Here is a 17,815-nt window from a genome sequence, read left to right on the forward strand (position 1 = left end):
CATTCCTCCTAAAATCTTTATAAGATTATAGCAAATTTATTTAATTTACCAAATAAGTAAGTGGTTGTTTTTTAATTTGTTTCATAGCTGTTAGTCAACCGATAAACATTATTCCTGCAATCACAACGAATGAAACAACTGGAATATATCATATTCATGGGATATTAATTAGCATTTTAAATTTATCTCAAACAATAAATTGGATAAGCATTCAGGCGCCAATTGATAGTAAATAAGAAACAATGAACGTTAGTATTGCACCAGTAATATATCTTCCAATAACCATCCAGTTAGTTTGAACATCATTGTAACCCATCGACCTCATAATAGTAATTATGTTTACTGAATCTTTGATAATTATGTTCATAATCACTATTAGTAAAATTACAAGAAGTAATATATCGATTAATATGTACATAAGCATTGAGTTAGTCATTTCTGACATAACTGCATTTATAGCAGCTTTTAAAAGTGGTATTACTGTCAAACTACCACCAATTACATTTGCATTCATAAAATAATTAACTTTATTGTCAGCAGCTACTACATGTTTAGTTTTAAAATCTTTTAAAAGATTTTTTAAATTGTCAGGTATTTGGACAGTTTGTTCATTGATAATTGCATCAATATTTTTGAAATAAAGATCTAAAATAGGTCCGATTCATTCTTTAGCATCTTTTCCTGTTGAAGTTAGTATCGATGATTTTTCAAGTTTATTTTTAAATGTGGACGCTTTGATATTTTTTATATCTTTAATGTTAAAAGAACCTTCTAAACTTTCTTCTTTACTGTATAACTGATTGAAAAACATTTCATCCTTAGGTAAATTTGAACCATATTTGTTAAACAAATATTTATAGTCTATAAAAATAGTTTGGTTAAAAGTATCGTTTGAATTTATTACAGCAACTTTTACAGTTTGATTTATTAGACCGTCTTGTCCGATAGAGATGTTGAAAGTATTTCCAACACTGCAATTTAAAATTTTTGCTAATCTTGAAGTTATTACTACATTAGCATAATCATTTGTTTCATCTTGAAGCTTTACAATATCTGATTTGGAAAGTCCAGACACTTTATAAACGTTTTGTAAATCACCATAATCATTTGAAAAATCTGTTGCAACTATTGATGATTTTTCAACATTGACATCTCCATTACCATTTATGAAATATGGGACTCTATGTTGTAAAATTTCAGTTTTTTTATTAAACAAAACAGTATTAGATGCAATAAATTGATCAGATTTGGTAAAATCTTTGATTGCAAGTTCTCCAATAAATGACTGCAATACGTTATTCATAAAAGAGTCAAAGTTTTTTACGTCACTTGGCGGTTCGTTATTAGAGTTTTTATTTCCATCAACATAAGTATCTAATAAATATTTTTGATATTCACTTGTGTCTGAACAACTATCAAAAGAAGATTCTGTTGAAACGCAAATATATTTCGCCACATCACTTAGCCAAATACCATTATTTTTATTATTTTCATAATCATTTTTTATATGATATAAGTTATCTTTATTACTTGCTCAATTATCTAAAGTATTAAATAAATCTTTAATGCCTGGTTCATCTCCTGCTGCCAAAGCTTTTGCGGCCGATACCATCAAACTATTAAGGTTGTTTTCAAAATTTTTTAAATACTCATCGCTTAATGGATAGAATAAAGATACTGTGTTAAAGACAATCGGTAAAAACTTTTTAAATTCATTCAATTCTGGTCTTTTGACAACATTATCTCTATATTCAACAACTTTATTCATCAAATTACTTATTTGGTCATATTTGTTGAAATAATTACTTCCATATTCTTTGATAAAATCATTTGTAGTTTTGCTTTCACTTGTGTCAATATAATTAATTTTAGGAACATCAGAAGATGAATTAAGTGTTATTTTATTAGAGTAATTCAATCTTGATAGTTTGTTATATCTATAGTAGTGATTTAAATCATCATTATATTGGTTGAAAGCTCCATTTATCATTCCATTTATTACAGGCATTGCACGCATTTGCATGGTGAATAAAAATGAACTCAGTCCAACAAGTATCATAATCAATATGAACTTTCCTCTACCAAAACTCACAAATGTCTCTTGCATCCTATATGTGAATCCTTTTTGTGATTTTTTAAGACTTTTTAAAATTAATAAGTTCAATCCAGTATAAATCAGTGCTGGTGGGAAAACAAAATAAACAAGATAAGGTAATCACTTTATTTTGCTTTTCTTTGCTCCGTCATTCATTAATTGCAGAGCCCCCTCATTCAAATATAAATAAATCACAAAATATGATATCCCAGAAAATATCAATGGTACAAATATAATCAAAAAAACTAAAAAATATGGGTTTGAATAAATTTGGTCATATTTAAAAATAACCAAATCTGGGTAAACATCAGTAGATGCTTTTATTTGCAAAGGAATTGACAAAACATATCCTATCGATATTGCCAATGTCATAGTTAGAAAAGTTTTTATCGAAAATATTCCTGTAAGCTCTCGTGTTTTATAACCTAATGATTTAAATACACCAAGTTGTTTTCTTGTACTGTTAATTTCTTTTTTCAAAACAAAAGTTATGAAGAAAAATGCTAATCCTAATAGAATTCCACCAATAACTGCAAAAATGTATGTCATTATTTTTAAATTTGTTAATTGCGTGATTTGACGATGATCTGAAAAATCACTAAAAACAGAAAGACCTGCTCTTACCAATCCGTTATAATTTGTAATACTATTACTTACAAAATAACTATTTAAGTCATATTTTGAGTTTTTAGCCATTTTATCTTGATAAATAGCTATATTATTTTTAAATTTGAAGTTTTTAGTTAAAAAATTATTAGAATACAAAACATCTTCATAAAAAAATGATTTATCAACAAATATTTGAGCATAATTTTTAGTTGAACCTAAAAAACTTAAACCCAAAGGTGCAATTGTCGAATATTTATTGGCTATCCCCATTACCTTAAATCTAAAATTTACGTAGTTGCTATTAGCAATCGGTATAGGAACACTAAATACATCTCCCAATTTTATGTTGTGTTCCGCTAAAAAAAGGTCGTTAACATAAGCTTCAACTAATGTAGAGTCTTTTGAAACCTCATCTGGAGCAGATTTAATGGACTTACTAATAATTAGGTTATTTAAATTATCATCAATAGCGCTTGTTTGAATTGGATTATAGGCTTGAATTAGATAATTGTATATAACATCTTTTTGACTAATTACAGTATTAAGTGATTGAAATGATGAATATCTAAATTTATCTTCTTTATTTCCAACTTTTTCTAAAACTTTATTTGCTACAAATGATTGGATATCTTGAAGGGCATTATTTTGTGATATTTCACCTTGCAAGTCTTGACGAAAAATTTCTTTTGTTAAGAATTTAGCATAACCACCTTCTTGTTCGTATAATTTACCGTCTTTAAAATCATAACTAAGATTGCTTTCACGAATGGAATCAATAGGATATATTCTAGCTTGATTCAATCCATTATTTGATGATTCAGAACCGGATTCTGATTCTGATCCCCCTATTTCAGATCCAGAACCACTTCCACCTTCTGACTCTGGATCTATTTTTATTTTAAGTTCAACATCCAAACCGTTTCTTTTGTAATTGAAAGCTAATGAACTCATCAAATTGTTTCTGATTTTTTTGTGATTTTGTTCTTTTTCAGCTTCACTATATTTTTTTCCTGTAATTTTTTCATTATAATTTAGTCAATTTTCAGAATAATCATCTGCAATTTGTTTCATTTTTGGAGTAAGTCATCCAGAAACCCCTTGATTATTTGTTCCATCATAGTTTTTTACTACTTGTATTTTTTCACCTTCATAATTAATGGCAAATTCTTTTCCTTCATAAATAGTTGAACCCAAAAACTCATCGCTATATGAGTAACTATATTGCATTTGGTTATCTCAAAGGTTTGTTTGATTTTTTAAACTATTGGCTTTTAAAGATAATTGAAGAGGAGTTGCTAACATACCCATTACAACCATAGTAAAAATTGCTAAAAATAAGATTGACCCTAATGTTTCAACCCATGATTTAGCAAATAATTTTAAATATGATTTAAAAATATTTTTCATTCAATCACCTTTCTCACATAAAAATATTATATATAAAAAGTACTATATAAGTGCACAAAAAAAAGTTTTTTTCTAATGTATGCTATATCTATTGTTTTTTTGATTTAAATATTATATTATATCTAAGTCCGAGGTGAGATTATATGGCAAGAAAAGACGGTTTAACAGGAAAAGGTGCATTATCAGGGAATTCTAGATCACATGCTATGAATGCCAATAAAAGAAAATGAAACCTTAATCTGCAAAAAGTTCAAGTAATGGATGAAGCTGGTAAAGTTATGACTTTAAGAGTTTCTGCAAGAACTTTAAGAACACTTAAAAAACAAAATAGATTAGCAAAATAAAAAAAATATGATTTAAAATCATATTTTTTTATTTTAATTGCTATTATTCTATACCCATAATGAAAGTATAAACTTCTTGTCCACCTTCAATTAGTTCATATTCAACGTCAAAATTTTCATCTAAGAATTTTCTTAATTCATTAACATCTTTGAATGAAGCATCACTACCAGAAAAAATAGTGATAATTTCTGTTTTTGAAGATATAAATTTAGCTAACGATTTTGTAAATAAATCAGTTAACTTATCGGCTGCAATAGTAACTTTTTTGTCAGCCATCATCATATATTGACCTTCTAAAATTTTTACACCATCAATTTCAGCATCCCTAGCTGCTTTATTGATTGAAATAGAAACTACATTTTTCAATGCCTTAGAAATGTTAGACTCATTTTTCTTTGGACTTTCATCTGGATCAAGATTTAAATATGCTGTCATTCCTTCAGGGATTGTTTTTGTTTCAACAACAGTAACTTTTGATTTCTTCTCTAAATCCTTAGCTTGCTTCGCAGATAAAATCACATTTGAGTCATTTGGGAAAATATAAACATTTTTAGCATTCACAGTTTCAATGGCTTTTAAAAAGTCTTGGGTTGATGGGTTCATTTTTGGACCTCCATCAATTACATAATCTACATTTAATTCGTTTTTAAAGTAATCTACCATTCCTTTTGAACGAACAACTGCTATTGTACCAATTGGGTTTTCTAAAGTTCTTTGTTTTTGAGCCTCTTCTCCTGCTCAACTTTTTTTGCTTTCACCATTTTTTGTATGATGTTCAGCTTGAATATTCATATTTTCAATCTTAACTGTTTTGAATTCTCCAAACTGTTGTAAATAAGTCAATATTTGACCTGGTAATAAAGCGTGTGTATGTACTTTTAAAATATCATTGTCAACAACAGCAACAATTGATGTATTTCCATATTCTTCGAATGTTGATCTAACCATTGCTACATTTATTTTATTTATTAAATCTTCATTTAATAAAACTATTGCCTCAGTACAATAACCAAATTCATCTTCGATATTTACATCAACATTGTTTCCTAAATTTTCTTCTAGTTTTTTTAATCTTTCAATTGGTTTTTTATTTACTAAAAAGTGTTGTAATCCTTCTAAAAATTTAACCAATCCATAACCACCACTATCAACTACACCAACTTCTTTTAATGGTGGTAATAAATCTGGTGTTTTTTCAAGAGAAATATTTGCTGCTTTAATTGTTTCTTCTCAAAATGTCTTTTCATCAATGTTATTATCAACTGAGTTTACAAATTCACTAGTTTCTCTAATAACAGTAAGTATTGTACCTTCTACTGGTTTCATTACGGCTGCATAAGCAACATCTTTTGCATACATAAATGCTTTTTTTCACATATCTAGAGTTAATTCTTTGGTTTCATTCATACCATTTGAAAAACCTTTTATTATTTGTGAAAAAATAACCCCTGAGTTACCACGAGCACCCATAATAAGTCCTCTTGCAAATTTTGCCATTAATGACCCTATATTATCAAATTTTTCTTTTTCAATTTCTGATAGTCCATTTGTGCAAGTTAAATTCATATTAGTACCTGTGTCTCCATCTGGTACTGGAAAAACATTTAATTTATCTATATGTGGATAATTGTTATATATATTATTAACTCCACTAGTAATCATGCCCTTTAAAATTTCTACATCGTTCATTGTATAGTCACCTTCTATAATTTTTTTTACTTTTATCGTTTCTCAACCAAGTATAAAAAAAATGCAAACATATTTTGCCAGTTATAAAGTAATGATGTAATAACTAATGATTTGCTATTTCTAAATCATCAACTGCTACATCAACAACATAATTGCGCAGGAATTGGCCTTGTTTTTCCAACTCATACTTTACACGTATTTGAACTTCATTTATAACATCTTTTATATTTACACCATTTATTAAAATAACGTGAACTTTTACTCTATTTGTATTATCGTTTGAGGTTAATTCAACAGCTTTTGTGATATCATCTGTTTTAAGCTGATCTTGACTATTTGCATAAAAATTTGCAAAAGAAGCTACCCCTGGAACTGTAACAATTGCATTTTTTATAACATCATAAATTGCTTCGTCTATCACAAATTGCCCCCCTAGATTCACATTATTATAAATTGTAAATAAAAAATATTGTCCAATTCAAATTAGTACATTTTTATTTTAACATTATATTTATTTAATATCAAAAAATAAGCATTATTTTTTAGTAAAAAATAATATTTATTTACTATCTAAACATAAAAAGTTGCTATAATATCTTTGTATGCCCTCTTGGCGGAATTGGTAGACGCAGCAGACTCAAAATCTGCCGAGGTAACTTGTATCGGTTCGACTCCGATAGAGGGCACCATATATAAAAAATAACACTTAAAAAGTTTTATTTAAAATAAAAAATTGCCTAGTGGCAATTTTTTTTGTAGTTTTTATTTTACTGATCTTTGTTTAGCAAGAATATCTTTCATATGTGGTTTAATAACTTCTTGTTCACCACCATACACAACTTGAACGCTTGTTCCTTTTGCAATAATTCCTGATGCTCCACCAAGACCCATAATTCCATCTTTATTTACAATACTTGCATCATTAACTGTTAATCTTAGTCTTGAAGCACATGAATCAACTGATTTAATGTTTCCTTCTCCTCCTAAGAATTCAATTATTTTTCTAGCTTTTTCGATGGCAGCTTCTTGGTTTGCACCAACTACTTTTTCGCTTTTTTTAGCTTTAACATCTGCTTTTGTAAATAATTTTACTTCTCCAGCTCTTCCTGGCACTTGTACATTTGCATATTTTACTGAGAAGTAGAACGCAAAGAAGTAAAGTGGTGCCATTCCGATAGCGATTAAGATTACTCTTCAAGCATTTGTTCCTAAGTTTCATGGAATTAATCCAAATACTATGTAGTCAATCATTCCTCCTGAAACTGTCATACTTACATGGACTTTTGCAAATCCTGCAAGCATAAATGAAATTGATGCTAGTGGCATATGAACACCGTAGAACAATCACGGAGCTAAGAATAAGAATGTAAATTCAATTGGTTCAGTAATACCTGTTAAGAAACAAGTAAATGCTGCTGAGAAATAAATTCCCATAACAGATTTTCTGTGTTCTCTTGGAACATTTAATCACATAGCAACAGCACCTGCTGGCAATGCGAATAACATAAATCCAAATTTACCTGATTGGAATCTACCTAAATTTAATCCCATTTTTTCTAAGTCTGTAAATGTTAATAATGGGTCAGTTTTATCAGCAAATCCAGCTAATTTGCTAACTGAGTTGTTTGCTCCAAGAATTCAATACATCATATATTGATCTCCGATTAATTGTGATTTATCTTTTAACTGATCGCCACTTAAAAAATCATAAGCTTGTTGAAGAGTTGCTCCTGATGATAATTCGTAATTTCATCCAGCAGGATTATCAGAACTTTTAGCTCAATCTTCCATTGTACCTAAGATTGATCCTCCAGCTGATGATCATCATAAAGGTGCATAGAAAACGTGGTGAAGTCCAAATGGAACTAAAGAACGTTCAATTACCTCATAAATTAATGAATCTAAACCAACAGGTAGTTTACCTGAGTTAGTTCCAAATCATTCTAATCCTTTCCCAATTGCGGGTCATACAAACATAAATACAAATGATAATGGTATAACCGCAAAGAAAGTAATAATTGGCACTAATTTTGATCCTGAAAAGAATCCAATAAATGCGGGTAATTGTGTTTTGTGAAACTTATTATACATATAAGCAGCAATTGCCCCAACAAATATTGATGCAAAAACCCCTGTATTAAGGGATGAGATACCAACATTTGATGTAATAAGACCAGAAGGAACACCTGTTCATCATAATAAACCGTATGTACCACCTGTTTCATGTTTTAATAGTGCTGACTGTATACCATTCATAACCAAGAATCCAACAACAGCGGTAATTGCAGATACCCCTGAATCATCTGTATATGCGATAGCAACAGAAATAGCAAATAATATAGGCAAGTTACCAAAAGCAACATCACCCATTGTATTCATAACTTTACCTATATAATAACCAAATGATCCCTCAGTTGTATTTGCAGCGATAGTTGCACCAACACCCAAGAAAACACCAGCAATTGGTAATAGAGCAATAGGAAGTAGGAATGCTTTACTTAGTTTTGACAAAGTGGCCATTGTAGATTCTCTAAATCTTTTCAAACCCGCTTTAGCAGATTTGTGTTCACCACTTTTATCATGTTTTACTTTTTCTACTTTATTTTCTGACATGATATTTTGACCTTTCTATCGAACCTTGTGATTCTCTTGTATAATAACTCTTTTTAAACAAAAAAACAAGAACTTTTTCCAAAATTAAAATAATTTTTTGGAAAATAAATCTTGTTTTATTTAGTGTATTATTTACTTACTAAAAGTCATTATAAAGCAAGCAATCATCATTAAAATACAAACTATTATCATAAATGATAAGAAATGTTGCTTTGTAAAAGCTCAGATACCTGCTAATCCCCCTCTTTTAGATTCATTAATAGTCATATATTGTTTACTACCTAAATTTTTATATGACATTATTTTCACTATAACTAAAATAAGAAGAATTATAAGAAATCCGATAGCTGCCCCTAAGAAAACATATTTTTCTGTTGTCATACATATCCTCAATATTCAATTAATTAATTATAAATAAATTATACCCATAGTTAGTGTAATTTTCCATTTTTAATTAATAATTGAAATATTTTTTCTATTGTGAAGTTGTTCCTGTAAATGCAGCTAAATTTGTTTTAAACAGTGATCTCAAAATTATTAAATAAGCAATTATGAAGATAGCTACAGCAACTCCAAATATCGCAAGATAAACATATCAATCAATTACAAAAGGAATTGCGATTTCAATTGTTAGAAGTAAGGATGGTACAACACCAAACATTATTCCTGCTGTCAACCCTATTGCTAATGCTGCAAAAATAAATGTTATTGGTAAGAAAATCCATAAAACAATTGAATTTATTTCTCTTAATGTGTATCCCAAAATACGCATATAGTTCATAAATGATTTATATTTACCTATAAAGATATCAGTAATTACATAAATTATAATAATTCCAACAACCATTGATATAGAGATAAATACAATTGCAATACTTATTACTGATTTTAACAAGTTTGACATTGCATCTTTTTTCAAGTTTATATAATCTGTATATCCAACTGCATCACTCATATATTTAGATGCATTTGTAGTGGTATTATTTGCTTGCATAAATTTGAAAATTGATCTATCATATCTGTCTGATGGTTCATCTTCCCTACTCATTTTTGCATTACTTCAAATATTAACGTTAGAATTATTGAGCAATGAATCATAGTTTTGATAACCAAGTGCTTTATTTAGTTTTCTTTGATCCATATAAACTTTAGGACTATCATAGACATGTTCAACATCAACAATATTTCCAACTATTGTTTTAGTTTTTGATGTAGAAGCAAGAAGACCATTTTCTAGTGCCATATTTCATCAGCTATTTGTTCCGCTTGCTAAATCCATTATTCCTACATCGTTATATCTATTTTCCTCATTATTTCAAGTTCTAATTTCAAATGGATAAATCATATCTCCATCCATTTTTTTACCAAATAGTGATTCATATTCATTATTAGTTTTATTTAAAAGCTCACTATTTATTTTTGAAGATTCTTTAACTTTTAAAGCAACTTTTGATAGATCTCCAAATTCTTTATATTCGTTGTTTTCAATATAATATAATTTTTGATTGTTATTTTGTGAATAATAAGCAAAATGACCTAAATCAACTTCATTTAAATTTATTTCTTTTCCTTGATAATATCAATCAAAGTTATTTGATAATGTGTCATAATTCCCGTTTGCATCAATGTAATTTAGCTCCTGAGTTGAGAAATTTAAATTAATCTTATCTCCGACTTTATAACCTTTCAATCTTGTGGCTTCATTTATTAAAACATCTACACTTGATTCATCATCATTATAATTTTTATATAAATCATCTCTGTGTTCTAAATTAATATTTTTTACAGCTGATTTTTCATTTAACCCATAGATTTTTAGAGCATGGTTTCCATCATCATATGCATTTACATTTGTATAAATTTCATCTTTGCTATTGTCATATGATATTGTGTTAAATGCAAAACTAAAGTTTAAAAATTTATTATTATCATCTTCTCATCTTTGTTTTATTACAGAAGGAATTGTGTTGTTTGTAATTGACTTAATACATCCTTCCACAATTTGTTTTGCATTAGAACCAGTTGTATCTTCAATTGCAGGTTGATTAAATAATTGAGGTAAAACTGAGCAAGTTAATTGTTTAACTTTTGTTTCAACACTTTTATTACCATTTTCATATAGTTTGTTAGAAGCATCAATAACTTTATCTAAAATTCCAGTTGATAATAAATAACCATTTAAACCAAGAGCGTGTTGAGTGATTATTGTTTCAAAGAAGTTATTGTAATCACGATAACTTTCTCAACCGTTAGCATCTAATAAACTTAAATATTTACCATCGCTTGTTTTTTTGTAAGAAGAAAATAATGAATTTGCATCATTAAACTTAGCTTGATCACCATCACTTTGCCTTCAATTATATTTAGTAAATGGGTTATTTGAAACTATATTTGAATATGTGTAGTCATTGTTGTAATTAATTGCATTAAAGTATTTTTTTGACATCGATGAAAGTGAATTTGGCACTGTTGCAGAAAACATTAAAATTATTGTACTGATTGTTATTACAAATGCAAAAGTAAATAAATCTCTAATAGACAGTGTTATCAAAGAAGCTCTAATTCTACTTGTGAACTTTTTAGGTGTAAATTTATTAAATAGTTTTGTAATAAAAATATTTGGTTTGTTAGAACTACTTGGTTGCATTAATGATAAAGCATTTTTTCTAACCATTCTGTAAGCAATCATTCAAATCAAACCTATTGCAAGAACCGCAAAAACTATTCATTCAATTGCTAAGAATTTATAGTCAAAGATTACACTATTCTCAATGTTGAAATAAATTCCAAAAATATTCAAGAGCGGTTTTTGGAGGGCGATACTTAGTCCTCAACCAATAGGTACCATTAAAATTATTGGTAAACTTAAAAATATAATAAAACTAATAATTATTCTTGAGCTACTTACCCCTAAAGCTTTTAAGTTACCAATTTGACTTTTTTGTGCATTCAAAAACTTTTTAGTTATGTTATATGTAATAAATAAAATTACAGATAACAAAACAATACAAAATGAAAGTGATAGCGTTAAAAACATACCTGAAGCTTGACCAAAAAATGTACTTCTCATGTTGAACACCGCTGTATCGTCAAATGATAATGGTGCCAATCTTGAAACTTTACTATAATCAAATGCTGTATCAACTCAGCCATTTTGTGCATAATCATTTATTTTTTGTGAAGCTTCTTTTAAACCCAAAATGTTATCAGCAGCAAATAATTGATATAAAGATTTATCAGAATTTATATCTCCCGAATTACCTCTATATTTCATATATACCTTTGATACATCTTGAAATTTAGTATTTTCAATATAACTTTGTCCAGATGAACTTGCATTAAACAATGTTCTAAACATTTCTGTGTTTAAATAGAAAATAGCATCAGTATCTTGATTTGTTAAGACATCCTCATCATAAATTGTTGGATAAATGTTTAAAGCATCAACCCCAACCGCATCTAATCTAAGCTTAAAGTCTTCTCCTACTCCTGGAACTATTTGATATTCTGAACCAAGCGACAAATTATTACTTGAATAATAACCATAAGTTGTCATAAATGTTTGTTTAGTTAGTAAATCGTTGTTTTTCCCACTATTAGTAGTGCTTGTATTGTTGTATTCATAAATGGTATATAGATCTTCGTTATTAAATCTTGTTGAAGTAGTTTGATTTTCAATATCTTGATATGAATAATATGAAGATATATATCTATATTTTCCCCTTGTATCTCACATAACTACTTCATTAGTGTATCTCAAATCAAAATTAGTTAAGTCTGAAACTAAATTATAGTATGAATTAAATAAATTTTTTGATTTCAATATTGTTCCATCATTTAAAAAATAGTTATTTGTGTTAGTTGAAGTGTCATATAGGTAACTTGACTCATAATTTTTTAATAAATAACTACCATAGCTACCTATTTCATTGCTATCTCATAATTTTTTATCACTTCTTGTTGGACTATCCTTTTTAGGATCTCTATTTAAAGATTTTGTATCTACAAAAAAGTACTTAGATGGGGTTTCTTCATCCTTTGAATTGCCTTCAGAAACAGGGTCTAATAAATTTCCGATTCTACCATTAAAACCATTTTTAATAAACTCATCTTCTGTTTTAGATGGTTTTGATCAAGTGGTTTCATCTCCATTAACAAATAAGTTAATTTTCTTAACTGTATCTGCTTCTTTTAATTGTTCTAAACTGTATTTTGATATAGCATTATTAATTATAAAGTTCTTGATTGCACCTGTCATAGAAGAAATATTCAAGTAAAACATGTAATCAAAAATATTCAAAGCTGTTTTTCTTTGTTGAGTTGAAAGTTCGTCTTTAAAATTATTATTTTTTTTGTATAATTGACCAATTAAAGAATTTTGAAACTTACTTGATTTTTCATTAAAGCGATAAAATCTACCAAATCTTTTTTTAGCAACGTAGTCATTTATTTTTTGATCATCTGTTAAATTTAAAATGCTTTCTTCTGCAGAAGGTAAGTAACTATATTTTGGTTTAGAAGCATTATTTCCCTTAGTATAACCTTCTAAATCTCCAAATCCAAAGTTTAATCTCATATTTTTGTAAATATCACCATCTACATCATTAACTCAATAAACTGATGAATCATATGTAGAAGATTTTGTAGTTGAATCTATTTTTGAATTAAATTCAAAAGGTAATAAAACTGAGTCGTCTCCCCCAATTGTTAGTGTGGGAAAATTATTTTTTAATTCTACTTTATCTGTTTTTGTGCTGTCAGATCATTTTCAACTTGTTAAATAGTCATTACTAAATGCAAAAAACGGTGACACTGTTTGTGTATCGTTTGAGTTATATGCACTTGATGTAAATTTGTATGTATAATCATAACCATTAAAATTTTTGGTTAAGCTATTATTATTTTTAACTAAATTGGTTGAAACAATTCCAAAAGCTGAAGTAAACAAAACAGCTATACTTATTAAACTTAAATAAATTAAAAATTGTCACCAATCTTTAAGGAGCTGTTTAATTCCATTTTTAAATAAAAGCATAGTATCTTCCTTTGCATTATTTCTAATAAAATTACATTAATAATACCATATTTTTTTATAAATTAGGTTTCTTAAAAGTAAGTAAAAATTTTTAGATATTCATAATCATTTTATTGATTAAGCTCTTCTTACTCCTTTTGATCTTTTATATAATGCAAATCCTAATATTATTACTCCTGCTGCTATCATTATCCCTATAACACTACCTATCACATAAGTGAATGATTCTTTTTTGCTAACTGGAGTACTCTCACTTTTTTTATTTACTTCAGTACCAAAGTATTCTCCAGGATATAAATCTGAATAATTGCTTTCTTGAGTGTTTTTTAAGTTTCTAACATCATTAACTTTTGCAGCAAATGCATCCATTGCATGACCCATTTCATGAACTAAAACGTGGAATTGAGTTGGCGAAGAAAACCAACCTTGTTTGTATTGATAATTATAATCTTTAATTAAAAGACCACTTCCACAAATTACAATATATGAATTAACTGTTGTATAACCTCCAGCAGTAAGTTCTCCAGCTGTTGTTGCAGTGTATCCCAAAACCCCAGTCATATCTTCATTTGTGTCACTTTTTAAAGGATCATCAGGAGATATTACTAATCCATATATTATTTTTGTAATTCACTCTTCATTACCTATTAAAGAATATAAATAGTTGTATAGTTCTAAAGTGACATTTTCAAGACTTATTGTTGTATCATTTGTTCAACTACTAATATATTCATTGTTTTTATCAGTTGGTATAGATTTTGAGTATGTTTCTTCAATTGATTTATACATATCAGACAATCAGATTCTTTTATTACCAACTTTATCAACAGTTTTTTCTTGTAAAAAGGTATCTAAACTCTCAAATGATGAAAAATGATTAGAATTGTAATCTTTAAAACTTTTGATTGATTCATCACTTGCTTTAATATATGAACTATACATTCAATTGCTTATTGAGTCTTGCAGTGTATTATTACCATTTTGAGATTTAAGGTAATTAGAAATAGAATTTCGATAATATAAACTATTACTGATAGATAGTACTTGTTCTAATATAGAAGTAGCCGCTGATTTGTAGTAATTTGTATTTTGTCAGCCTATTATATCTCCTGCATATTCTAGTGAATCAATTCCGTCAGTAGGTTTTGCACCTAATGAAAGATTATAAGAATTTTTATTTGTGTTTAGTTCAACTATTTTTTTAATTTCAATTTCAGCATCATCAGCCACTTTACCTTCTTTGATTAAAGCAGGGAAAACCTGAGTAAAGAAAGTGTTGTATAACTCTCAACTTAAATTCTTTTTATCATTAGGTGTCAACATTCATTTAGCAAATGATTCTGCAAAAAACTCTTGGTCACTAGTTGCTCCATATGCACTAATTGTCAAAGATGATGCAATAAGATTTTGCTCCAATAATGCATTTGAATAAGTATTTGTTGTGCTCAAATTTTCTTTTATTCAATTTTCGATGTAATTTATTGTGTCAGAACTAACTTTAACATTGTTAGCAAGATAGTATTTTAATACTCTTCCATAATACATAAGTTTACCTGATTTAGATATCCCTTTGCTTACTTTATAGTCTTCTAAAAGCAAACTATTATATGTGTATTCAGTTGAGTTTGCTCTCGCTTTAAAAATTGTAGTTGCATTTTTACTTTCAATGCTTTTATCAATTGATGTTATTCCTATAAAAACATTACTAAAGATAAATCCAATTACTGCGAAAAATTTTATTAAGAATTTGATAATATAGCCTCCTTAGACATTATTTTTAATCATATATATATATATATATATATATTAACAAAATATACTGTGTTAAATTAATTAATTTTTTACTTTGTAAATATTATTAAAATTAGTTTATCAGACTCTATTATTCCGTCATTGTATGGTACAAAACAATTAGAATAAGCCCTTGTTGAGTATGGTAATAACATTAAATTTTTTTGCTCATATTGTAAACCTTTAATAGTAAGTTTTGTTTGATGGACGGGAAATAAGGTTATGTACGTATAATCTTGATATTGATCAAATTCAATCACATTTTTACCTGCTTGTAAGCAAAACATAACAGAACTTTCATTTATAATTTTTACTCTATCTTTATAACAAAACTCTATAACACTAAAATTCATATCCATTCTTTTTGTTGGATTAGCAACCATAACCACTTCTGTTGCTCCTAATTCATATGCTTTTTGAATAGCTTCTTTTCCATCTAAATAGTCTTTTTCTGGATTTAGTTTTATAAAATTACGACTATTATTTTTTATCTTTTCTAACTCTTCTTCGGTTACTTGATCGAAATCTGAGATAGCATAATCAATATCAATATTTTTTTTAATTAAGTCCAAACAACCTCGTTCCACACCAATAAAATGATATTCATTTTTATAATAGTTTAAGTCTAAATTTGTTTCACATGTGACAATTAGAAATTTAGTTTTCAAGATTCATCACTCTCTTTCTTAATTCAACTTCATCAATATCGCTTACCAAATAACTACCAGCAACTATCATATCAATGCCAGCCTTTTGGACTAAATGGTATGTATCTTGATTAATTCCCCCATCAACCTCAATTGTATATGCCCAATTATTTTCCTCACGATGTCTTTTAAGTTTCTCGATTTTTTTAATAGACTTTTCAATAAACTTTTGACCCCCAAAACCAGGGTAAACACTCATCACTAAAACATTGTCTAATTGTGATAAATGGTTTTCAATTTGTTCCACAGTTGTATCAGGACTTATAGCCATTGAAGCTTTGATATTATTTGATTTACAAAAACTAATAAAATTTTGCACATCTTTATTTTCGATTGATTCATAATGCATAGTTATTTGGAAAACGTTTTTTTGCAAAAAAGGCTTTAAATAGTCTACTATGGTTGAATTATTTATTTTGACCATCAAATGTACATCAATTTTAAAATCGTAATTATCTGTTATATTTTTTAAAATTGATGGTCCAAAACTTAGGTTTGGAACAAAATTATAATCCATAACATCATAATGGATTCAATTGATCCCAGCTTTTTTTAATCTATCTAATTCATGTGAAAGTTTTAAAAAATTTGCAGTTAATATACTTGGTGCTACTATAAATTGGCTCATTAGTATTTCTTCTTTCTTTCATTATTGACAAGTTTATCTTGCATTTTTATATAATCATTATAAATAAACTCTGGAAATTGCTTATTTGCAACGAGTTTAACAATTTCACACCCTGGTGTTTCTTCTAAATGTATACAGTCATTAAATTTACACTTAGTTATATTTTTTTCAAAAAACTTATAGCTATGCGCTAATTCATATTTATCAATTTCTTTTAGTTCAAATGATGAAAATCCAGGAGTGTCACCGATAAGTCCCTTTTTATAAATGAATAGTTCATTTTTTGTTGTTGTATGTTTACCTCTATTCAAAGCTTTTGATATCTGCTGTGTTTTTTCAAAAGCGGTTGGAATTATATGGTTTAAAGTTGTTGACTTCCCTGCCCCGGTTTGTCCAGTAAAAACTGAAACCTTGTCATTCAAATTATCAATAAATTTTTTTCACTCATTATCTGTTTCAATCATATTATTTATTAAATAAACATCATAACCAATATTTCTATAATCATTTGCCACTTGTCAAACAAGACTATTTTTATCCAATAAATCCACTTTTGTGAAAGCTAAAATAGGCTTTATATTTATAAACTCTATAAAAGCAAGATATTTATTTAATGTATATGAATTAAAATCAGGTTCTTTTACAGAAGTTATAATAACCACTTGATCAACATTTGAGATTCTTGGTCTATATAACTCATTTTTTCTTGGTAATATTTCGTTGACTGTTCCTTTAAGATTTTTTTCATCTAAAATTTCAAAATGTACATAGTCTCCAGTAACTGGTATTAAATTCTTGTGCCTTACTTTTCCTTGCGTTTTACATTCATATAACCTATTCTCAAAATATACATATGCATACTCACTTAAAACTTTTAATATAATCCCTTTTTTCAT

General features: G+C 27.7%; 10 protein-coding genes, 1 tRNA gene and 1 pseudogene. 2 read left to right on the top strand and 10 right to left on the bottom strand.

Annotation, left to right across the window (positions count from 1 at the left end; genetic code table 4):
• Positions 1-40: 40 nt before the first annotated feature.
• On the bottom strand, positions 41-4,111 hold the full coding sequence (locus tag SHELI_RS03930) for an ABC transporter permease (protein WP_069116862.1): 4,071 nt from the start codon (positions 4,109-4,111) through the stop codon (positions 41-43).
• Positions 4,112-4,254: 143 nt separating this feature from the next.
• Between SHELI_RS03930 and rpmB the strand changes: the two genes are divergently transcribed.
• Positions 4,255-4,455 (top strand): 50S ribosomal protein L28, encoded by a 201-nt coding sequence (gene rpmB / locus SHELI_RS03935; protein ID WP_069116864.1) that lies wholly within the window; start codon positions 4,255-4,257, stop codon positions 4,453-4,455.
• Between the two features lie 43 nt (positions 4,456-4,498).
• Here the strand turns inward: rpmB and SHELI_RS03940 are convergent, their stop codons facing one another.
• Both SHELI_RS03940 and SHELI_RS03945 read right to left on the bottom strand, forming a co-directional pair.
• On the bottom strand, positions 4,499-6,145 hold the full coding sequence (locus tag SHELI_RS03940; RefSeq protein ID WP_069116866.1) for a DAK2 domain-containing protein: 1,647 nt from the start codon (positions 6,143-6,145) through the stop codon (positions 4,499-4,501).
• Positions 6,146-6,248: 103 nt separating this feature from the next.
• Complete coding sequence (locus SHELI_RS03945) at positions 6,249-6,566, bottom strand: Asp23/Gls24 family envelope stress response protein (RefSeq protein WP_069116868.1); 318 nt, start codon at positions 6,564-6,566, stop codon at positions 6,249-6,251.
• A 183-nt stretch (positions 6,567-6,749) separates the two neighbouring features.
• Between SHELI_RS03945 and SHELI_RS03950 the strand changes: the two genes are divergently transcribed.
• Positions 6,750-6,834: transfer RNA gene (locus tag SHELI_RS03950), tRNA-Leu, on the top strand.
• Positions 6,835-6,910: 76 nt separating this feature from the next.
• On the opposite strand, the pseudogene SHELI_RS03955 reads toward SHELI_RS03950, so the two are convergent.
• From SHELI_RS03955 to rsgA, 7 genes and pseudogenes are all read right to left on the bottom strand, one after another.
• Positions 6,911-8,665 (bottom strand): annotated as a pseudogene (locus SHELI_RS03955) (PTS transporter subunit EIIC); the annotation flags it as partial.
• Between the two features lie 225 nt (positions 8,666-8,890).
• Entirely contained in the window at positions 8,891-9,139 is a 249-nt protein-coding gene (locus SHELI_RS03960) for a hypothetical protein (RefSeq protein WP_069116873.1), read from the bottom strand.
• 94 nt (positions 9,140-9,233) lie between these two features.
• On the bottom strand, positions 9,234-13,793 hold the full coding sequence (locus SHELI_RS03965; protein ID WP_069116875.1) for an ABC transporter permease: 4,560 nt from the start codon (positions 13,791-13,793) through the stop codon (positions 9,234-9,236).
• A gap of 117 nt (positions 13,794-13,910) precedes the next feature.
• On the bottom strand, positions 13,911-15,392 hold the full coding sequence (locus SHELI_RS03970) for a hypothetical protein (protein WP_232306376.1): 1,482 nt from the start codon (positions 15,390-15,392) through the stop codon (positions 13,911-13,913).
• Between the two features lie 242 nt (positions 15,393-15,634).
• Positions 15,635-16,252, bottom strand: a complete 618-nt coding sequence (locus tag SHELI_RS03975; protein ID WP_198146089.1) for a thiamine diphosphokinase — start codon at positions 16,250-16,252, stop codon at positions 15,635-15,637.
• Positions 16,242-16,919, bottom strand: coding sequence for a ribulose-phosphate 3-epimerase (gene rpe, locus SHELI_RS03980; protein WP_069116881.1), 678 nt, complete (start codon positions 16,917-16,919; stop codon positions 16,242-16,244). The genes SHELI_RS03975 and rpe overlap by 11 nt, the downstream gene beginning before the upstream one ends.
• Positions 16,919-17,815, bottom strand: a complete 897-nt coding sequence (gene rsgA / locus SHELI_RS03985) for a ribosome small subunit-dependent GTPase A (RefSeq protein WP_069116883.1) — start codon at positions 17,813-17,815, stop codon at positions 16,919-16,921. Before rsgA ends, rpe begins: the two co-directional genes overlap by 1 nt.

Origin of the sequence: Spiroplasma helicoides, from assembly GCF_001715535.1 — a bacterium.
GTDB lineage: Bacteria > Bacillota_I > Bacilli_A > Mycoplasmatales > Mycoplasmataceae > Spiroplasma_A > Spiroplasma_A helicoides.